The sequence below is a fragment of the Photorhabdus khanii NC19 genome (assembly GCF_000517265.1).
GTDB lineage: Bacteria > Pseudomonadota > Gammaproteobacteria > Enterobacterales > Enterobacteriaceae > Photorhabdus > Photorhabdus khanii.
The window spans coordinates 456604-477671 of sequence record NZ_AYSJ01000015.1 but is presented as its reverse complement, the minus strand read 5'-3'; the positions used below and the strand labels follow the sequence as shown (position 1 = coordinate 477671).

The following is a 21068-nucleotide window of genomic DNA, read 5'->3' as shown; positions in this document are numbered from 1 at the left end:
AATTACAAAAACAATCCGACCGCTCACAAATCAAGCGAAAACAGTGCTGAATTGCGACTCCTTGCACAAAATGGCAAAAAAAGAGGCAGTTTCCTACCTCTTTATTATCTTCAGTTAAGTATAAAGTTATTGTTTTGCCACTATATGGCTATTTTCCACATCCAGAGTAACTGGTTTTCCTGGTAATAGCTGACCGGAAAGTATCTTTTGAGCTAATGGGTTTTCGATTTCCTGCTGGATAGCTCGTTTCAATGGTCGTGCGCCATACACAGGATCGAACCCAGCTTCTCCTAGCATTTCCAACGCTTGCTGAGTAATAGTAACCTGATAGCCACGCTCTTCCAGACGCTTGTACAAACGTTGCAATTGAATATCTGCAATTGCTGACAAATGCCGACGTCCTAATGGATGGAACACAACAACTTCATCAATACGGTTAATAAACTCCGGTCTGAAATGATGGTTAACAGTTTCCATCACCATATCTTTCATTTCGCCATAATTTAGGCTACCAAAACGCTCTTGAATCATGTCCGAACCCAGGTTAGAAGTCATGATCACAACCGTGTTACGGAAATCGACAGTACGACCTTGCCCATCAGTCAATCGACCATCATCCAATACCTGCAACAAAATGTTAAAAACATCCGGGTGCGCTTTTTCCACCTCATCAAGCAAAATGACAGAGTAAGGTCGACGACGAACAGCCTCTGTCAGATAGCCGCCTTCTTCGTAACCGACATATCCTGGAGGTGCCCCCACCAACCGTGATATTGCATGCTTTTCCATAAACTCAGACATGTCGATACGCACCATGGCATCATCGCTGTCAAACAGGAAATTAGCCAAAGCTTTGCATAACTCAGTTTTACCCACTCCGGTTGGGCCAAGGAACAAGAATGAACCAATCGGCCGGTTTGGGTCAGATAATCCAGCCCGATTACGGCGAATCGCATTGGATACCGCATCTACCGCTTCATCCTGACCAATAACACGTTTGTGCAATTCTTGGTCCATGCGCAGCAGCTTATCTTTTTCACTCTCAAGCATTCTGGAAACCGGAATACCCGTCCAACGAGCAAGAATTTCAGCAATTTCCGCATCAGTAACTTTGTTACGTAGCAGTTTCATTGGCTTACCTTCAGCTTGTGTGGCTGCGGCAAGCTGCTTCTCCAATCCAGGTATTTTCCCATACTGAATTTCAGACATCTTCGCTAAATCACCACTACGGCGTGCTTGTTCCAGACTGATACGGGCATTTTCCAGTTCTGCTTTTATATTCTGAGTACCAGTAAGTTCAGCTTTCTCAGCTTTCCATTCTTCTTCCAGTTCAGAATATTCCCGTTCTTTTTCAATCAGCTCTTCATTAAGCATTTCAAGCCGTTTTTTACTCGCATCATCAGATTCTTTTCTCAGTGCCTGCTGTTCCAGCTTTAATTGAATAACCCGACGTTCCAGACGGTCCAGCGTTTCAGGTTTTGAGTCCATTTGCATACGTAGACTGGCACCAGCTTCATCAATCAGGTCGATAGCTTTGTCCGGCAACATACGATCTGAGATATAACGATGAGATAATGTTGCTGCCGCGACAATCGCAGGGTCTGTAATCTGTACATGGTGATGTAGTTCATAACGCTCTTTCAGGCCACGCAAAATAGCGATGGTATCTTCTACTGAAGGTTCTGCAACGTAGACTTTTTGGAAACGACGTTCCAGTGCCGCATCTTTTTCAATATATTGGCGATATTCATCTAATGTAGTTGCACCTACACAGTGAAGTTCACCGCGAGCCAGAGCGGGTTTCAGCATGTTACCGGCATCCATTGCCCCCTCAGCTTTACCTGCACCAACCATAGTGTGTAATTCGTCAATAAACAGAATAATACTGCCTTCCTGTTTAGAAAGATCATTCAGCACACCTTTCAATCGCTCTTCAAATTCACCACGATATTTAGCTCCTGCTAACAGTGCCCCCATATCTAGAGAAAGAACCCGCTTATTTTTCAGTCCATCAGGGACTTCTCCATTAATAATTCGTTGAGCAAGCCCTTCGACAATAGCAGTTTTACCAACCCCAGGTTCACCAATCAAGACAGGGTTATTTTTGGTACGGCGTTGCAATACCTGAATAGTGCGACGAATTTCTTCATCACGGCCAATCACCGGATCAAGTTTGCCTTGTTCAGCACGTTCAGTCAGATCAATGGTATATTTTTTAAGAGCTTGGCGTTGATCTTCCGCGCCTTGGTCATTAATTTTTTCACCACCACGCATTTGTTCTATTGCCTTAATGATTTTTTCTTTTGTTGCTCCGACAGTTTTCAATATGTCGCTCAATGTGCCACGCTCTTCCAGCGCTGCCAGAACAAATAATTCTGAGGAGATAAAATTATCCCCCGCTTTTTGTGCTAGTTTGTCGCACAGATTTAAATGACGAATTAAGTCATTAGATGGTTGCACATCACCACCAACACCCTGTACCCGTGGCAAACGTTCTAAAGCCTGCTCAAGCTGATTGCTGAAACGGCCTGCATCGATTCCAACTAACGTTAATAACGGACGAACAGAGCCACCTTCTTGTTTTAACAGTGAGCTCATCAAGTGAATTGGTTCGATGAATTGATTATCATGCCCCAGCGCAAAGGACTGGGCGTCAGCGAGAGCAAGCTGGAATTTATTAGTAAGACGATCCAGACGCATAACACCTCCAATACTGATTTCAGAATTTTGCTACTGGAGATTAAATGAGGCCATTCCTCAAATATTCAAGGTGATTCTGAAAAGCAAATTGTGAGGCATTCTCTTATGCGCCAGTGGATCGCCCTATGGGATAGGTTATATCAGCCAGATTAAAGTTGCCATACGTCCAGTGATCCCATCACGACGATAAGAGAAAAATTTCTCTTTATTACTGACAGTACACTCAATCCCGCCAAAAATCGCTTTTACACCAACAGATTGCAATTTTAATTTTGCCAGCAAATATATATCTGCTAAATATTTTTCACCAAAAGGCATAAAAGCTTTACTTAGATCAGAATTCTGTACAATGAACGCTTCCATAACTCCACTACCGACTTCAAATTCTTTCGCGCCAATTGCCGGCCCCAACCAGGCTTGAATCTGATCAGGCTTAGTTTTAAATTGAGCAACCGTATTTTCTAACACTCCAGCGCATAAACCACGCCAACCAGCATGAGCGGCTGCAACCTCATTACCAACAGAACTGCAAAACAGTACAGGCAGGCAATCTGCTGTCATCACAGCGCAAACCTGCCCGGGAATGTTGGTGTAAACAGCATCAGCTTTATTATCTTCCACTGGCTGGCCATCAAGCCTTACAACACGAGTGCCATGGACCTGTTCTAACCAGGCCGGCTGTTGAGGCAATTCTGCCACTTTAGCCAGAATATGCCTGTTTTGTTCAACAACATCAGGCTCATCGCCAACATGCTTACCAAGGTTCAGACTATCATAAGGCGACAAACTGATTCCTCCCAAACGGGTGGAACTACAGGCTTTTACTGTCGTCGGTTGTGGCCAGTCTGGAAAAATAAGCGACGTCATTTACCAATCCATTTCGTCTTTAAACGCTTCTGCATCAGCTTTTAATGCATTAATCAGAATAACCATATCTTTAGGTAAGTTAGCATGCCATTCCATTTCAATTCCGGTAATCGGATGATAAAGACGTAGCATTGTGGCGTGCAATGCCTGACGATCAAAGTTGCGCATCACATCGCGGAATTCATCGGAAGCGCCTTTCAAAGGACGAGGACGACCACCATACAGAGGATCTCCCACCAATGAGTGACTAATATGGGCCATGTGGACACGTATCTGATGCGTTCTACCCGTTTCCAGCCGCAAACGCAAACGAGTATGTGCCCTGAAATGCTCCATCACCCGATAGCGGGTAATTGCAGGTTTTCCCATCGGATGTACTGCCATATGTGTACGTTTTGTCGGATGACGCGAAATAGGCTCTTCAATTATTCCACCAGCAGTCATACGACCTGTTGCTACAGCTTCATACTCACGGGTAATTTCGCGTAGTTGGAGTGATTCCACCAAACGAGTTTGAGCAGGAACAGTTTTAGCAATGACCATAAGCCCTGTCGTATCTTTATCAAGGCGGTGAACAATGCCCGCCCGTGGAACATCGGCTATTTCAGGGTAACGATATAACAGAGCATTTAATACCGTACCGTCTGGATTTCCCGCACCGGGATGAACAACCAAACCACGTGGCTTATTTATTACCAGAATGTCATCATCTTCATAGACAATATCTAACGAAATATTCTGAGGCTCCCAACGTGCATCTTCCTCAATGATGGCATCAATTGAGATTTCTTCACCGCCCAGCACTTTTTCTTTTGGCTTATTGATTAATTTGCCATTAACCTGAACTCTATCATCCAAGATCCAATCTTTTATGCGTGATCTTGAATAATCAGGGAACAATTCGGCCAAAGCCTGATCTAAACGTTGACCGAGCTGAGAATCGGCGACTGTTGTATTAAGTCGTATTTGTTGTGCCATATATTATTTCTACACTTACGTTGAGTTTTGACGGCAGAGCCGTTTAATTTAATATAGTGTGCTATTGTAACTCGATCTTTTGCCGGGAGCTTCATGGATAGTCTCCCAGAAAAACACTCAGAGGATAATCAACACGTGATGATACGCATAAAACATCTGGTGGCAGCAGCCACATTGAGCCTGGTACTTGCCGGGTGCTCTGGTAGTAAAAATGCTGTCCCAGACAGCCCACCTTCGGAGATTTACTCCGAGGGTCAAGAAAAACTGCAAAACGGTAACTATAAAGCTGCGATCTCGCAATTGGAAACCCTCGATAACCGCTATCCATTTGGCCCTTATTCACAACAAGTACAACTCGATCTGATTTATGCTTATTATAAATCCTCTGACTTGGCAATGGCATTAGCCTCCATTGACCGTTTCATGCGCCTAAACCCAACTCACCCCAACATTGATTATGTTCTGTATATGCGCGGATTAACCTCACAAACATTGGATAACAGCGCACTGCAAAGTTTCTTCGGCATTGACCGCTCAGATCGTGATCCTGAACATGCCAGGGCATCATTCAGGGATTTTAGCCAATTAGTACGTTATCATCCTAACAGCCTCTATGCTGCCGATGCCAGTAAGCGTTTAGTGTTTATTAAAGAGCGTCTGGCGAAATATGAACTTTCTGTTGTGGAATATTATAACAAACGTGGCGCTTATGTCGCGGTGGTAAATCGAGCGGAACAAATGCTACGAGATTATCCTGATACACCGTCAACCCTGAAGGCACTGCTTTATATGGAAAAGGCTTATGCACGTTTGGGCTTAACAGCTCAGGCAGATAAAGTAGCAAAACTCATTGCTGCTAATCCAGTATAAAGAAACAGACAAAATAAAACAGCAGTTCCAGCTGCTGTTTTATTTTTTACTTATAAAACACAAAAAAGGACTGTTTATCAAGAGGGTTAATAAAGACTCAACTTATCAATAATGTCTCATAAGCTTTAATCCCGCAATAGATATTCTTCACATTCTTATCGCTAATCACAATTACTTCAACTACTTGCCACATATCTGATTAAAAGTGATTTAGATCACTTTTTTCATGAAAAAGAAATGTATGCTGAAATTATTGAAGGTGGATAATCAATAATGAGAGGTAACTATATGATAGTGAATATTACCAGCAAACAAATGGAGATTACCCCGGCAATTCGCAACCACGTAGAAAACCGTCTGAGTAAACTGAATAAATGGCAAGTAAACCTGATAAATCCTCATATTATTCTATCAAAAGGCCCTCAGTTTTTTATGGCTGATGCAACTATAAGTATACCAAATGGTACTCTGGTTGCAGGTGCAAAACATGAAGATATGTATGCTGCCATCAATGAATTATTAGCAAAACTGGAACGTCAGTTGAATAAAGTACAGCACAAAGGAGAAGCTCGCCGTACTTATAACAGTGTTAAAGAATTAAATCTTGACCTAGAAACACAACAATAAAATAACAATGGTTTTCTCTAACGCGTTCGATTTGAGCGCGTTTTTTTATTGACAGAAACAACAACATAAGGTTAATTAGGGTACATTGTTTATACGGGCTGTAAATATGATGAATGCAAACCTGTTTTTCTTCTCCTTCTTTTTTACCTTCCCCTAAGGGAGGCTTTCGTCCTTGAAGAAAGAACCAGAAGACGAACAGCAAGCCTCCCAATTGGGAGGCTTTTTTCTGTCCACTGCAAACATCTTATTGTCAGAATATGAATAACCAATTAGGAACTCATTATGGATCAAAACAATTTGCTGAGAATACGGAAAAAAGTCGGCGAACTTGATTTAAAGTTACTGATTTTACTGGCAGAACGACGCCAATTAGCCTCTGATATTGCACAAACTAAATTACAGAATAATCGTCCCATCAGAGACAAAGATCGTGAACGGGAACTATTAGATGTTCTAATTAAAAAAGGAAAAAACCACGGGCTTGATGGCTTCTATATCACCCGTCTGTTTCAAACGATCATCGAAGATTCTGTACTCACTCAGCAAGCATTATTACAGCAACACCTCAATCAAACGCCCTACGATTCAGCTCGTATTGCATTCCTTGGTCCTCGTGGTTCCTATTCCCATATCGCAGCCCGCCAATATGCAGCACGTCATTTTGATCAATTGGTTGAATGCAGTTGTCATAAGTTCCCGGATATCTTCTCCCTAGTTGAAACTGGACAAGCTGATTACGGAATATTACCAATTGAAAACACCAGTTCTGGTTCTATCAATGATGTTTATGACTTATTGCAACATACCAGTTTGTCAATTGTAGGAGAAATAACGATTCCCATTAACCATTGCCTGCTAGTTGCAAGCAATACAGAACTATCACAGATAAAAACGGTTTACAGTCACCCTCAACCATTCCAACAATGCAGTCAATATATTAATCAATTCCCGCATTGGAAAATTAAATATTGCGAAAGCACCGCCGCAGCTATGCAAAAAGTCGCTGAACAGAATTCACTAGAAATTGCAGCTTTAGGCAGTGAAGCCGGTGGTGCGCTTTATCAGTTACAAGTCCTAGAACAAAATCTGGCAAATCAATCACATAATATTACCCGCTTTATTATCGTTGCCCGTCAGCCTATCGAGGTTTCAGAACAGGTACCATCCAAAACGACATTTATTATGGCTACTGGGCAACAAGCGGGAGCATTAGTAGATGCACTTATGGTATTAAAAGAACATAATATCATTATGAGTAAACTGGAATCTCGCCCGATTAGCGGAAATCCGTGGGAAGAGATGTTTTACATTGATGTTCAGGCTAATATTCGTTCAATCAATATGCAACATGTCCTGAAAGCCTTAGCGGAAATGACTCACTCATTAAAAGTATTGGGGTGTTACCCAACAGAAAGTGTAGTTCCTGTCAGTCCATCCTGATTAAAAAGAACCGGATATTGAAATATCCGGTTCTTTTTAATTATTGACGACTATCATTCGCTTGTTGAAGCAATACTCTGCTCTCTTTCATAAAGTGAAGTGCATAATCACCAAACCATTCACTGACATCTTTAAAACTGCTGACAAAAGCCTGTTTATCCTGGCTTTCCAGTATCTCAAGCGCTTGCCCAAAACTTTGATGATAACGACGTATAAGATCAATATTCTCTGGTGATGACATAATAATATCAGCGTAAAGCTGAGGATCTTGCGCAAACAATCGCCCCACCATAATCAGTTCCAGGCGGTAAATTGGTGAGGATATTGATAACAATTGTTGTAAATCAGTACCTTCCTGTGCGAGATGTTGCCCATAAGCAAACGTCGTGAAGTGACGTAACGCCTGGATAAAACTCATATTTTTATCATGCTGTTCAGCATCCATCTGATGCAGGCAAGCCCCCCAAATCAACAACTGTTCCAAAAACCACTGATAAGCTTCCTCTTGGCGTCCGTCACAGTAAACAACAACCTGTTTTGCCAAGCTGCCGACATCCGGTCCAAACATAGGATGTAGCCCCAGTACTGGGCCTTTGTGCACATCAAGCATAGCTTGTAATGGTTTCTGTTTAATAGATGCCAAATCCACCAAAATACAATGGTCAGGTAATGGGGGTAAACGGCGAATAACCTCTTCTGTCAGATGAATAGGAACACTGATAATGACCATACCCACACCAGTCAGAATCTGCTCTGCGTCAGGCCAATCTTGTGATTCCAGATTTTTAACTTCATAACCAGACAAAGTTAACAAGCGACCAAACAGTCTCCCCATTTTGCCCAAGCCACCAACAATAACTATCGACCCCAATTGAGGGCAAAGAGTTTTAAACCCTTTGTCATTTTCGCTGGTATAAGACTCCCGCATAATGCGACGCAGAATATCCTCAATTAAATCCGGTGGAACACCAAAATCTTCAGCTTCCTGCCGACGTGAAGCAAGCATCACAGTTTCTCTGTCAGGCGCATAAATTGGCAACCCATTCTGGCTTTTTACCTCACCGACCTCTGCAACTAATTCCAGTCGCTTTGCCAGTAAATCCAGCAAAGCTTTATCTACTTCATCAATCTTGTCCCGTAATTGAGATAACTCAGCCACCATACTTATTATCCTGCTTTTTTCAGTATCGTAATTCTTTGCGACAATTGCGGACTGATTTGCTGATGCAATTTTCTCAGAACCGCTTCTGTAGTCTGCCAACTAATACAAGCATCAGTCACTGATACACCATATTTCATTCCACTACGAAGTTGTTCAGAAGATTGGTTACCTTCATTAATATGGCTCTCCAACATAATCCCAGTGATAGATTGGTTACCCGAAATAATCTGCTCTACTACAGAATCTACAACCACGCTTTGACGACGAAAGTCTTTATTAGAGTTACCATGACTGCAATCAATCATCAAGGATGGCAATAATCCGGACTTCATCATCTGTTGTTCACATTCCATTACATGTTCGGCGCTGTAATTAGGTGTCTTACCCCCACGTAAAATAATGTGTCCATTCGGATTCCCTTGTGTTTGTAACAAACATACCTGCCCTGACTGATTTATTCCCATAAAACGATGTGGCATAGCAGCTGCACGCATCGCATTAATTGCTGTACTTAAGCTACCATCAGTCCCATTTTTGAAACCAACCGGCATAGACAAACCTGAAGCCATTTCCCGATGCGTCTGAGATTCTGTCGTTCTTGCGCCGATTGCAGACCAACTAAACAAATCGCCTAAGTACTGCGGGCTATTCGGATCTAAAGCCTCTGTTGCAAGAGGTAATCCCATTTTAACCAAGCTTATTAGTAAACGACGGGCAATATGCAAACCGGCTTCCACATCAAATGAACCATCCATGAACGGATCGTTAATAAGACCTTTCCAACCCACTGTTGTACGGGGTTTTTCAAAATAAACACGCATTACGATGTACAGACTATCACTTAATTCAGAAGAAAGTACGGCCAAACGATGAGCATAATCCAAAGCTGCATCCACGTCATGAATAGAGCAAGGGCCACACACGACCAGCAAACGGGGATCGCGACGCTGAATAATGTCAGCAATTATTTTACGTGCATTTGCAATAGCATGCAGATCATTACCACTGAGTGGATATTGTTGTTTTAATTCTTCCGGAGTTATAAGAATTTGTTCACCACTGATGTGAACGTTATTAAGTGCATCTTTTTGTATGAACATTTCAGTTATCTCCTCAAATTGTCATTCTGTGTTAATTTATTTTTATGTATTTGACTAATAACATATCACGCATCGTAAAGAATACAATCCAAATGTGTAAATAAAATATAAATAGTGTAAATATTTATTTACAAAAATGAAATTTTAACCTAAGCTATAAATGTATGCAGCTAGTTATTAATAATATTAAAATTATCCCAAATAAAAACACATTATAAAAAATTATCATATCCAAATAAAAATCAATATCAAAACACAAGAATTAATATTTTATTATCATTGATTTTGTATATTTATATTTAAAATCATCAAGTAAAAACAAAATATTCATCTCGTTTTTATTATTGAAAATAAATAACATTAACAATCGTATTTTATATTTCAGTTAAATTATCTCAATTTACTTATATGAAATTAATGAATTATACCAATAAAATATTAAGTTATGTCAAACTCACCATTTTCATTAATTAATTAAGAAAATTTATGATAATACTACAGCCAGCAATATAATAGTTATATGCTTATTACCAGAAGGCGTTATGAAGGGAATCTGTGTCACCAGTTCTTATATATGGGTTATATCCTGACGAAAATATTTATGTAGATCTTTACTAAACTCAATATTAAGGGCCGGAAAATCCGGCCTTTTCATTAAAAGAATCGCTACAGAGCTTGCTGCAAAAAAGCGACCAATTCCTGATTGACTTTATGTGGTTGCTCCAATGTGGAAATATGCCCGGCATCCTGAATAACAACATAATCACAGCGAAGTATTTCAGCCATCAAGTAACCTTCTAAGGGCGGACGAGGCATATCTTGTTCACCAGTGATAACAAGAGCTGGAATATCTAATTTTTCCAACAAATGAGTCCTATCTTCACGCCCAAAAATCATTCGCCCTAACGGAACAATGCTATTACATAATACTTCCGCAGGAATTGTTACCAAACGCTGAGTTAACTCATCAACCAAATTTTGCGCGGGTTGCTGACTGAAAAAGATTGGCACTATCTGTTGCAAGAGAGATTGCGGAATAGCGCCAGCCTGCTCTATCATATCCAACATAGCAAAGTATTTTTTATGAGTAACTTCAGGCTCTAGCCCCACAAAGGTATCCATCAGAACTAATGCTTTAACTCTGTTCGGTACCATCGCGGCTAATTCAGTCCCCCACATACCGCCAGCCGATAAACCAATTACAGCAAATTCTTTAATTCCAAGTTGATCCATCAACGCCAGGTAATCTCTCGCCAAATCGGCCAACGTTTTATGTTGCTCTGGTAATTCCGCCGAATTTCCGTGTCCCCACAAATCGGGAGCGATCACTCTGTATTTTTTACTTAAAACTTCGATTTGTGGTGCCCACATATCAGAGTTAAACAAATAACTATGCCCCAGTAATAACGGGAAACCTTCTCCTTCATCTCGGTAAGCCATTGTTTTATTATGTAGTTGAATAGTTTTCAAAATAAATCCTTATTTTAGTTAGTCATGCATGAAATCATTTTAAAATACTCAAGATAATTTTCTTTAAGATTATTACTGTCAGATAATAAGATATTGCCGAGTGATTCATTGATGAATTAAAAATACAAAAAAAGAGGCCAGCAATTACTGGCCTCTTCAACGATAACTTTCGGATGTAACGAAAGCGTATTATTTGCTGTTCAAACGCTCTTTAATACGAGCAGCTTTACCAGAACGCTCACGCAGATAGTACAATTTAGCTCTACGAACAGCACCACGACGTTTAACGCTAATGCTGTCTACGACTGGGGAGTGAGTTTGGAATACACGCTCAACACCTTCGCCGTTAGAAATCTTGCGAACAGTGAATGCAGAGTGCAGACCGCGGTTACGAATAGCGATAACCACGCCCTCGAATGCCTGCAGACGTTTCTTAGAACCTTCTACGACCCATACCTTAACTTCCACGGTGTCACCCGGACGGAATGAAGGTACGTCTTGCTTCATCTGCTCTTGTTCAAGTTGTTTAATAATGTTGCTCATAATAATTCTCTTACCCTAGGTAAACTGATATATCAAAGACATTCCCTTTGGGATATGTCTGGATTAATTCGTTGCTTCAACCAGATGTTCCCGCTGGAACTCTGCCAGCAATATCCTTTGCTCGTCAGTCAGAGCTAGGTTTTCCAGAAGTTCAGGTCTTCTAAGCCAGGTCCGGCCAAGCGATTGTTTCATACGCCAGCGATTAATTTCAGCATGATTCCCCGATAACAGAACGGGTGGAACTTCCATGCCATCTAGTACCTCCGGGCGGGTATAGTGCGGACAATCCAGCAATCCATCAGCAAAAGAGTCTTCTTCAGCCGATGCCTGATGCCCCAGAACTCCCGGAATGAACCGGGAAACAGAGTCAATCATGGTCATTGCAGGAATTTCACCACCACTGAGCACGTAATCACCGATAGACCATTCTTCGTCAATCTCAGTTTGAATAACTCGCTCATCTATCCCTTCATAGCGGCCACAAATCAAAATCAGTTTCTCATTTGTTGCCAGCTCACAAACTCCTTGTTGATTGAGTTTGCGCCCCTGAGGTGAAAGATAAATCACCTTTGCATCTTCGCCTGCCGCAGTTTTTGCTGCATGAATAGCTTCCCGTAAAGGCTGAACCATCATCAACATGCCTGGACCACCGCCGTAAGGTCGATCGTCAACAGTACGATGCCGGTCGTAGGTAAAATCCCGTGGATTCCAGCATTCAATACTTAACAGGCCATTCTTTACTGCCCGGCCAGTTACCCCATAATCGGTTATTGCGCGGAACATTTCAGGAAACAGGCTAATAACCCCAATCCACATTACAGCGTCCCACTCATTTAAACCGTTTATAACCGGAGTTTAAAAACCAGGATCCCAATCTACCTCAATAGTTTTAGTAGCGAGATCGACTTTCTTGATAACCTGCCCATCAAGAAACGGAATCAGCCGTTCCTTGACACCGAATGCATCTTTCAGGCTTGCTTTAACTACCATTACATCATTAGAACCGGTTTCCATCATGTCATTGACAGTACCCAGGCTATAACCTGTAGTGCTTACTACCTGGCAACCCATCAGGTCTTTCCAGTAGTAATCACCCGCATCCAGTTCCGGTAGTTGCGCTGAATCTACGGTAATTTCGCAATTAATCAGTAAATTCGCAGCATCCCGATCATCAATACCTTTAATTTTGACGATCATATCCTGATTGTGGTGTTTCCAGGCTTCCAGTTCGATGTGTTGCCACTGACCTGCCCGTTGGATAAACCACGGTTGATACTCAAAAATGTCTTCGGCATGTTCGGTGGAAGAAAAAACTCTGAGCCAACCACGAATACCATAAGTTGAACCCAGTTTCCCCAATACGATTGGACTCACAGGAAGTTCAAGGCTGGTTTGCTTGCTCATAGTTACCACCGCGACAGATTAAGCTGCTTTTTTAGCGTCTTTGATCAGTGAAGAAACACGATCAGACACAGTTGCACCCAGACCCACCCAATGTTCAATGCGGTCCAGATCTAAACGCAGAGCTTCTGCTTTCCCTGTTGCAATAGGGTTGAAGAAGCCAACGCGCTCAATAAAGCGACCATCACGCGGGTTGCGGCTATCGGTCACTACGACTTGATAAAACGGACGCTTTTTTGCGCCGCCACGAGCTAAACGAATTGTTACCATAACATCCTCATTAGTTAACAAAACAACCAGACTCCATCGAGGAATGAAGTCCGGCTGTCAGATAAAAAGCCCGAAAAGTTTACTCACTTTGACGCAAAAAGCAATCCAAAGTCGATATTCTTCGAGACTTTATCAATTAACGGCCCATAAATCCGGGTGGCATCATGCCTTTCATGCCACGCATCATTTTCGCCAGACCGCCTTTCTTCATTTTCTTCATCATGCGCTGCATTTCGTCGAATTGTTTAAGCAGGCGGTTAACATCCTGAACCTGGGTACCGGAACCACTGGCAATACGGCGCTTACGGGAGCCTTTGATAATTTCTGGTTTTTCCCGCTCTTTACGCGTCATGGAATTTATAATAGCTTCCATTTTCACCAGCACTTTATCATCCATCTGGGATTTTACTGCATCAGGCACCTGAGACATTCCCGGCATTTTGCTTAACATGCTGGTCATACCGCCCATATTGCGCATCTGCTTAAGCTGGTCCAGAAAATCATTTAAATCGAAACCGTCACCTTTTTTTAGTTTAGAAGCCAGCTTTTCCGCCTGGGTACGATCGACTTTACTTTCAATCTCTTCAATCAGCGAAAGAACATCTCCCATCCCAAGAATTCGAGAGGCAATACGATCCGGGTGGAAAGGTTCCAGTGCATCAGTTTTTTCACCAACACCCAGGAATTTAATTGGCTTACCGGTGATATGGCGAATAGACAGAGCAGCACCGCCACGAGCATCACCATCGACTTTAGTCAGCACCACACCCGTCAGTGGCAATGCTTCATTGAAAGCTTTTGCTGTATTCGCAGCATCCTGGCCCGTCATAGCATCAACAACAAACAGGGTTTCCACTGGATTAATGACTTCATGAACCTGTTTGATTTCATCCATCATGGCTTCGTCAACATGCAGACGACCAGCAGTATCCACCAACAGCACATCATAGAATTTCAACTTGGCGTGCTGTACAGCTTTAGTCACGATATCGACCGGTTTTTCCTGAGCATCAGAAGGGTAGAAATCAATACCGACTGCCTGCGCCAACGTTTCAAGCTGTTTGATCGCGGCCGGACGATAGACGTCAGCAGATACCACTAAAACTTTTTTCTTTTGTTTTCCTTTCAGAAAATTACCCAATTTAGCAACGCTGGTCGTTTTACCTGCACCTTGCAAACCAGCCATCAATACAACAGCCGGAGGCTGAGTAGAGAGATTCAGTTCACTGTTAACTTCTCCCATTGCCTTAACCAGTTCATTCTGAACAATTTTGACAAATTCCTGTCCGGGGGTAAGGCTTTTGTTAACTTCGTGACCTACCGCGCTCTCTTTAACGCACGAAATAAAGTCACGCACTACAGGCAATGCGACATCAGCCTCAAGTAAAGCCATGCGAACTTCGCGCAGTGTCTCTTTAATATTGTCTTCAGTCAGTCGCCCACGGCCACTGATATTGCGCAATGTGCGCGATAGTCTGTCGGTTAAATTATCAAACATTGTCTCTGCTCAATTTTTAAAAATGGGCTACCTGTAAGCGTATTCTGAAAATTATAACACGATGATAAAGGGATCTCTGCACAGAGATTCGCACGGATGATTAACAACGGTTGGAGGCTACCCTTGCTGGCGCTATACTTAAGCTTTAATTCACCTAAAATTATCGCTAAAACGACTAACGCTATGTCAGTATTCTCTATAATTGCTTTATTCGCTTATTTACTCAGCCTGGTACTGATTATTCCCGGCTTACTGCGAAAACCGAATGGATACCGCAGACTGGCATTGCTTTCAGCGATTATCGCTTTAATTTGTCATGCTATTGCGCTTAAATACAAGATCTTTCACGTCAGCAGTGGGCAGAACCTCACACTCTTGAACCTGGGTTCTATTGTCAGCTTACTTATCTGTATCATAATGACAATTGTCGCTTCCCACGGCCGTGCCTGGTTCCTACTACCCATTGTCTATAGTTTTGCCATGATAAATCTGGCATTAGCCAGCTTTATGCCCGGTGAATTCATTACTCATCTGGAAGCCAGCCTTGAATTATCTATTCATATTGGCTTAGCTCTGCTTGGCTATGCGACTTTGCTTATCGCTGCACTGTATGCTTTACAACTTGGGTGGCTGGATCATCAGCTTAAAAATAAAAAACTGACTTTTACTCCGGATATGCCCCCACTGATGTTCATTGAGCGCAAAATGTTTCATATCACTCAGGTTGGCGTAATATTACTGACTCTGACACTCTGCACCGGCATCCTCTATATGGATAATATTTTCAGTAAGGAGAATATCCATAAAGCAGTTCTGTCCATCATCGCGTGGTTTGTCTACATTGTTTTATTATGGGGCCACTACCATGATGGATGGCGTGGTAAACGAGTTATCTGGTTTAATCTGATTGGTGCATTTACCCTGACGCTTGCCTATTTTGGCAATCGATTATTGCAAGAAATCATGATTTATTAAAAACATGATGTCCAATCAGCATCAATATTTGGAAGGAATTTTGTTTTGGAGCATGTCTCAACAAGCACATTAATTATCATTTTAATCATTATGCTTCTCGTTTCAGCGTACTTCTCCGCTTCTGAGACAGGTATGATGACACTGAACCGCTACCGCTTACGTCATCTGGCAAAGCAAGGAAGCCATTCTGCACGCAGAGTTGAACTATTGCTTCGTCATCCTGACCGGCTTATAAGCCTGATTCTTATCGGCAACAATTTGGTTAATATTCTAGCCTCTGCACTCGCTACCATCATTGGTATGCGCCTTTATGGTGATGTCGGGGTCGCTATCGCAACAGGTGTTCTGACCTTTATCGTGCTGATATTTTCTGAAGTTATGCCGAAGACTATAGCCGCTCTCTATCCTGAAAGAATCGCTTTTCCGAGCAGTTTCCTGCTGCGTCCATTACAAAAAATCATGATGCCGTTAGTTTGGCTGCTAAATAGAATTACCTTATTGTTAATGCGTTGCCTTGGCATCAAACACCCTACTGGTCACCGTGATGCAATTAGTAAAGATGAACTACGCACTATTGTGAATGAATCAGATGCCAAGCTATCACGGCAAAATCAGGATATGCTGATTTCAATTTTAGACTTGGAAAAAGTCACCATCGGCGACATTATGGTTCCCCGTAATGAAATTGTTGGTATTGATATTAATGATGATTGGAAATCCATCATACGTCAGTTAACTCATTCACCTCATGGCCGGATCGTGCTTTATCGTAATTCACTTGATGATGCTATTGGTATGCTCCGTGTACGTGAAGCTTACCGACTGATGACAGAAAAAAAAGAGTTCACCAAGAGAAACCTGATTAAAGCAGCGGATAAAATTTACTATATTCCAATTAGCGCTCCACTTAATGTTCAATTGGTAAACTTCCAACGCAATAAGGAAAAAGCTGGGCTTATCGTTGATGAATACGGTGATATTCAAGGGCTGGTAGCTGTTGAAGATATCCTCGAAGAGATTGTCGGTGATTTTACAACATCAATGTCTCCATCTCTGGCTGAAGAAGTTTCCCCCCAAAGTGACGGTACTATTTTAGTTGACGGGACAGCCAACATCCGCGAATTAAATAAAGCTTTTGACTGGGCATTGCCTGTTGATGGACCACGAACTGTCAATGGTATGGTGCTTGAAGAGTTAGGAGAAATACCCGCACTGAACGTGCAAGTACAAATTGGCAAATATAATTTTGAAGTGCTTTCTGTGAACGATAATGTCATTAAACAAGTTCGAGTCACGCCCATCAACCAACTTTCTGAACAAAAAGCACAAACAGCTTAAATGATCACTTAAAATTCATACCGTTGGAGGTATATGCTACGCCCCCAACGGTATATTCCTGCTAACATCTCATCGAAAAAATCCGAAATATCATCGCTGTCATAAACTATACATGCAATTCCGTTAGCTTTTCTTCTGGCAATGCCAGTTCATCATTCTTATTAACACGAACATCTGAATCAAGAATATGGCGGGCAATATCCTGAGCCTCTGTCAGTGAATGCATGTGATAAGTACCGCACTGATAAATATTTAGCTCTGGGATCTGACTCTGATCTTTCACTTTCAATACATCGGCCATTGCTGCTTTCCACGCTTCAGCTACACGTATTTCTGCTGGCGCACCAATCAGGCTCATATAAAAACCAGTTCGGCATCCCATTGGCGATATATCAACAATTTCAACACCATCACCATTGAGGTGGTTACGCATAAAACCAGCAAACAAATGCTCAAGTGTATGAATACCTTTCTCAGGCATAACCTCTTTATTTGGCACACAGAAGCGTAAATCAAAAACTGTGATGGTGTCACCATGAGGCGTTTTCATGGTCTTAGCAACTCTTACAGCTGGTGCAGCCATACGGGTATGGTCAACAGTAAAACTATCTAGTAAAGGCATTTCTTCATCTCCACAAAAAATTCAGATTTTTTTACAAGCAAATGAAACCTTTTCATCTACCACCGGTCGTAAAGAATGAAAGACGCGCAATTATACCCGTTATCTTTCAAGTGGCCTCTTTGTTGGCTGCACTCGCTCACCCCGGTCACATAGTTCGCTATGCTCCCGGGGATTCGCTCCCTTGCCGTCTCGATGCATCTTGAAATCTATAGGGTATATTACCATTCCTATTTTTCCAGAAGTTTTTATTTGGCCACTATGATTAGTGGCCATTTTCTTCTCTAGCATCCTGCCTGTTGTTTCAGATATTCATCAAAACTGATGGTATCTTCATATTCCAACGCGTCTTGTCGCTCCACTGAGGCCCAGAGTTCTATAGCGAACTGTTCGTCGCTAATAACCTCATATTTTTCATTGATTAATTGCTGATGATATCTATCTGCCAATTCCAGCCCAAAACCACCAATGCCCTGAGTCTTCATTTCTTCCAGCACACGAGCCGATAAAGTCAGTGATGAATCATCAAACATAGCAATCAATTCTTCGCAAACTTTCCGATATTGCGTACCAGAACAACTATCCAGTATTTCAGCAACCCGTTTCAAGTCATTGAATAATTCTTTGCCAACTTTAGCTAATGGTTCCTCCACGCTGCCACAACCAAGACCAATCACTTGCTCTGGTTTACGCCCTTCAAGGATCACCCTATTCCAGTTTTTGCGGCAACACTCCAACTCATCACTACTCATTTCCGGCGCTTCAGCAAGCACACACCATATTAAGAATAGGTCAAGAAAGCGAATTTGTGTTTCATTGACCCCAATCGCGGCAAATGGATTAATATCTAATGAACGAACTTCGATATATTCCACCCCTCCACGTAGTAAAGCATCAGAAGGCGATTCATTCCCTTTTGCAACACGTTTAGGCCGGATTGGCGCATACAATTCATTTTCAATCTGTAAGACGTTTGTATTGAGCTGAATATATTTGTCACCTTGCTTAATACCCAGCTTAGCAAACTCGTCAGACGGCTTGTGAATCGCTTTTTTCAACCCTTCAACATAGGTACGAAGGTTATTAAACGTAATATTCAGATCACGCTGTGATTTATTGGTGTATCCCAGATCACTCATTCTTAATGAAGTAGCATAAGGAAGATAGCAAGCTCCATTTTCTATACGTTCAAAAGGCAAAGAAGTCTCTCTGCCACGCAAGAATGAAGAACAAATTGCTGGAGAAGCGCCAAACAAGTATGGAATCACCCATCCAAAACGATAGTAGTTGCGGATCAATCGGAAATAGCCATCAGAGATCCGCTCTTTACCACTCTCTGCATCTTCAACGCCAGCCCATGCTTGCCAAAACTCAATCGGTAATGAAAAATTATAATGAACCCCAGAGATGGTCTGCATTAAAGCACCATAACGGTTTTTCAGCCCTTCACGATATAACGTCTTATAGCGACCAATATTCGATGTGCCATACTGAGCCAGAGTAATGTTCTCTTCCGCATCAATAAAGCATGGCATACTCAAAGGCCACATTTTTTCTTTATCCAGAACACGCGCCGTATGACGATGAATATCGCTAAGAAATGAAATAGTATATTTTATGTCATCATCGACTGGTGTTATGAATTCTAACAATGACTCTGCAAAATCAGTCGTAATCCATTTGTGCGTAAGCGCTGCGCCAAGTGCTTTAGGATGCTCCGTTGCTGCCAAATCACCATCTGAAGTAACACGCAATGTTTCACGCTCAACACCGCGACGAATTCCCTTTAAAATTGTCGGATGAGCCTCTAGCCATGATAGAGCCTTTGATACGTCCGGGATCAATTCGACCTCCCGTAGTGTTTTAGAAGAATTTTTATAAAGGTTTACTTTATCTTAAACAAGCCAAATTGTCGCTGATTAGATATATAAGCAAAAGTCTTTCAGTGCTATACAGGGGACAGATTGATTACAGCAATACAGATAAAGAAAAGGCCCCGCTTTTTAGGCGGGGCTTAATATGGTGCATCCAGGAGGATTCGAACCTCCGACCGCTCGGTTCGTAGCCGAGTACTCTATCCAGCTGAGCTATGGATGCATGGCCAGTTTGTTACTCTGGTAAAAGGCAGTAGTTGCTTTGATTACCTGAATGGTGCCTTAAATGATTTCATCTCAAGGCTAAATATGGTGCATCCAGGAGGATTCGAACCTCCGACCGCTCGGTTCGTAGCCGAGTACTCTATCCAGCTGAGCTATGGATGCATGGTCAGTTTGTTACTCTGGTAAAATGCAGTAGCTGCTTTGATTACCTGAATGGTGCCTTAGATGATTTCATCTTAAGGCTAAATATGGTGCATCCAGGAGGATTCGAACCTCCGACCGCTCGGTTCGTAGCCGAGTACTCTATCCAGCTGAGCTATGGATGCGTGGTCTTAAAATGGCGGTGAGAGAGGGATTCGAACCCTCGATGCAGCTTTTGACCGCATACTCCCTTAGCAGGGGAGCGCCTTCAGCCTCTCGGCCATCTCACCGTACGCTTTCTTTCGAGCTATTTTTCGAACTTGTGGCTCAGAACTTTTGTTTAAGCTCCTCGTCACTGCGTGGCGCACATATTACTTTCCCAGACTTATAAGTCAAACAATTTTTCTAAACCTGTGTTTGTTTGGATACTTCACACACAAGATGGATGGTTTGACGACAAAAAGTGTATTTTGTCAGCAGTAAATTATCCTACCTTCAATTGAAGTGTATGCAAGCCCAAGCCATTATTTCCCACAATAGCATCATGGGCGCTGCCTTTTCTTACGATAGAAAAACAAAAAAGAGGGGATGATAGGTAAAAATTTAAGAATAAAGGGAGCAAGCTACTAACAGAGAGGAAATACCTCAAAAATGGCGCCCGGTTCTGACATAGGACGCCAACTTAGGGTCAATAAGTTGTTGGCTGAGATTTTTCGGCCTGAATCCGCTGATAAATTTCTTCACGGTGAACAGAAACTTCTTTAGGGGCATTTACACCAATACGAACTTGGTTACCTTTAACCCCCAGTACTGTAACTGTTACCTCATCGCCTATCATGAGCGTTTCACCAACTCGACGAGTCAGAATAAGCATTCTTTGCTCCTTGAAAATTTAAAAGAGTCGGGTCTTTAGGTTTCCCCGCTATTATCCATCCAAACACCGTGAAAACGTAAAACAATGTTATATGCT

Annotated in this window: 19 protein-coding genes, 4 tRNA genes and 1 other annotated feature; of the genes, 5 read left to right on the top strand and 18 right to left on the bottom strand. The window is 42.1% G+C overall.

The window, feature by feature from the left end:
• Positions 1–126 precede the first annotated feature (126 nt).
• The 3 genes from clpB to rluD all read right to left on the bottom strand — a co-directional run bounded on the left by clpB (position 127) and on the right by rluD (position 4545).
• Positions 127–2700 carry an ATP-dependent chaperone ClpB gene (clpB, locus tag PTE_RS20890; RefSeq protein ID WP_036850159.1) on the bottom strand — a complete coding sequence of 858 codons (2574 nt, stop codon included), beginning with the start codon at positions 2698–2700 and terminating at the stop codon, positions 127–129.
• Positions 2701–2835: 135 nt separating this feature from the next.
• The gene (gene yfiH, locus PTE_RS20885) at positions 2836–3567 is read right to left on the bottom strand and encodes a purine nucleoside phosphorylase YfiH (RefSeq protein ID WP_036850157.1); all 732 of its coding nucleotides are present in this window, start codon (positions 3565–3567) and stop codon (positions 2836–2838) included.
• Positions 3568–4545: a 23S rRNA pseudouridine(1911/1915/1917) synthase RluD gene (rluD, locus tag PTE_RS20880; protein WP_036850154.1), complete on the bottom strand. Its 978-nt coding sequence runs from the start codon at positions 4543–4545 to the stop codon at positions 3568–3570. It abuts the gene before it with no gap.
• Positions 4546–4683: 138 nt separating this feature from the next.
• Between rluD and bamD the strand changes: the two genes are divergently transcribed.
• The 3 genes from bamD to pheA all read left to right on the top strand — a co-directional run bounded on the left by bamD (position 4684) and on the right by pheA (position 7482).
• Complete coding sequence (gene bamD / locus PTE_RS20875; RefSeq protein ID WP_036850313.1) at positions 4684–5415, top strand: outer membrane protein assembly factor BamD; 732 nt, start codon at positions 4684–4686, stop codon at positions 5413–5415.
• Between the two features lie 288 nt (positions 5416–5703).
• Complete coding sequence (gene raiA / locus PTE_RS20870; RefSeq protein WP_036850311.1) at positions 5704–6042, top strand: ribosome-associated translation inhibitor RaiA; 339 nt, start codon at positions 5704–5706, stop codon at positions 6040–6042.
• A 108-nt stretch (positions 6043–6150) separates the two neighbouring features.
• Positions 6151–6270 (top strand) — a sequence feature (Phe leader region).
• Between the two features lie 54 nt (positions 6271–6324).
• Positions 6325–7482 (top strand): bifunctional chorismate mutase/prephenate dehydratase, encoded by a 1158-nt coding sequence (pheA, locus tag PTE_RS20865; RefSeq protein WP_036850151.1) that lies wholly within the window; start codon positions 6325–6327, stop codon positions 7480–7482.
• A gap of 40 nt (positions 7483–7522) precedes the next feature.
• Here the strand turns inward: pheA and tyrA are convergent, their stop codons facing one another.
• The 8 genes from tyrA to ffh all read right to left on the bottom strand — a co-directional run bounded on the left by tyrA (position 7523) and on the right by ffh (position 14926).
• Positions 7523–8644: a bifunctional chorismate mutase/prephenate dehydrogenase gene (gene tyrA, locus PTE_RS20860; RefSeq protein WP_036850149.1), complete on the bottom strand. Its 1122-nt coding sequence runs from the start codon at positions 8642–8644 to the stop codon at positions 7523–7525.
• A 5-nt stretch (positions 8645–8649) separates the two neighbouring features.
• The gene (locus PTE_RS20855) at positions 8650–9744 is read right to left on the bottom strand and encodes a 3-deoxy-7-phosphoheptulonate synthase (RefSeq protein WP_036850146.1); all 1095 of its coding nucleotides are present in this window, start codon (positions 9742–9744) and stop codon (positions 8650–8652) included.
• A 666-nt stretch (positions 9745–10410) separates the two neighbouring features.
• A complete protein-coding gene (locus tag PTE_RS20850; protein ID WP_036850143.1) occupies positions 10411–11214 on the bottom strand; it encodes an alpha/beta fold hydrolase in 804 nt (267 codons plus the stop codon).
• A 189-nt stretch (positions 11215–11403) separates the two neighbouring features.
• Entirely contained in the window at positions 11404–11757 is a 354-nt protein-coding gene (gene rplS, locus PTE_RS20845) for a 50S ribosomal protein L19 (protein WP_021325982.1), read from the bottom strand.
• 63 nt (positions 11758–11820) lie between these two features.
• A complete protein-coding gene (gene trmD / locus PTE_RS20840) occupies positions 11821–12573 on the bottom strand; it encodes a tRNA (guanosine(37)-N1)-methyltransferase TrmD (RefSeq protein ID WP_036850141.1) in 753 nt (250 codons plus the stop codon).
• 39 nt (positions 12574–12612) lie between these two features.
• The gene (rimM, locus tag PTE_RS20835; protein ID WP_036850138.1) at positions 12613–13161 is read right to left on the bottom strand and encodes a ribosome maturation factor RimM; all 549 of its coding nucleotides are present in this window, start codon (positions 13159–13161) and stop codon (positions 12613–12615) included.
• A gap of 18 nt (positions 13162–13179) precedes the next feature.
• Positions 13180–13428, bottom strand: a complete 249-nt coding sequence (gene rpsP, locus PTE_RS20830; protein ID WP_036850135.1) for a 30S ribosomal protein S16 — start codon at positions 13426–13428, stop codon at positions 13180–13182.
• 136 nt (positions 13429–13564) lie between these two features.
• The gene (gene ffh, locus PTE_RS20825) at positions 13565–14926 is read right to left on the bottom strand and encodes a signal recognition particle protein (protein WP_036850132.1); all 1362 of its coding nucleotides are present in this window, start codon (positions 14924–14926) and stop codon (positions 13565–13567) included.
• Between the two features lie 183 nt (positions 14927–15109).
• Here ffh and PTE_RS20820 point away from each other — a divergent pair, with 183 nt between their 5' ends.
• Positions 15110–15901 (top strand): cytochrome C assembly family protein, encoded by a 792-nt coding sequence (locus PTE_RS20820; protein WP_036850308.1) that lies wholly within the window; start codon positions 15110–15112, stop codon positions 15899–15901.
• A 45-nt stretch (positions 15902–15946) separates the two neighbouring features.
• On the top strand, positions 15947–17239 hold the full coding sequence (locus PTE_RS20815) for an HlyC/CorC family transporter (RefSeq protein ID WP_036850129.1): 1293 nt from the start codon (positions 15947–15949) through the stop codon (positions 17237–17239).
• 106 nt (positions 17240–17345) lie between these two features.
• Here the strand turns inward: PTE_RS20815 and luxS are convergent, their stop codons facing one another.
• The 7 genes from luxS to csrA form a co-directional block, all read right to left on the bottom strand.
• A complete protein-coding gene (gene luxS / locus PTE_RS20810) occupies positions 17346–17861 on the bottom strand; it encodes an S-ribosylhomocysteine lyase (protein WP_036850126.1) in 516 nt (171 codons plus the stop codon).
• A 281-nt stretch (positions 17862–18142) separates the two neighbouring features.
• Positions 18143–19702 carry a glutamate--cysteine ligase gene (gshA, locus tag PTE_RS20800; RefSeq protein ID WP_036850120.1) on the bottom strand — a complete coding sequence of 520 codons (1560 nt, stop codon included), beginning with the start codon at positions 19700–19702 and terminating at the stop codon, positions 18143–18145.
• A gap of 176 nt (positions 19703–19878) precedes the next feature.
• A tRNA-Arg gene (locus PTE_RS20795) sits at positions 19879–19955 on the bottom strand.
• A gap of 87 nt (positions 19956–20042) precedes the next feature.
• Positions 20043–20119 (bottom strand) — tRNA-Arg (locus tag PTE_RS20790).
• 87 nt (positions 20120–20206) lie between these two features.
• Positions 20207–20283, bottom strand: a tRNA-Arg gene (locus PTE_RS20785).
• A gap of 12 nt (positions 20284–20295) precedes the next feature.
• Positions 20296–20388: transfer RNA gene (locus PTE_RS20780), tRNA-Ser, on the bottom strand.
• Between the two features lie 398 nt (positions 20389–20786).
• On the bottom strand, positions 20787–20972 hold the full coding sequence (csrA, locus tag PTE_RS20775) for a carbon storage regulator CsrA (protein ID WP_002209449.1): 186 nt from the start codon (positions 20970–20972) through the stop codon (positions 20787–20789).
• Between the last annotated feature and the right edge of the window lie 96 nt (positions 20973–21068).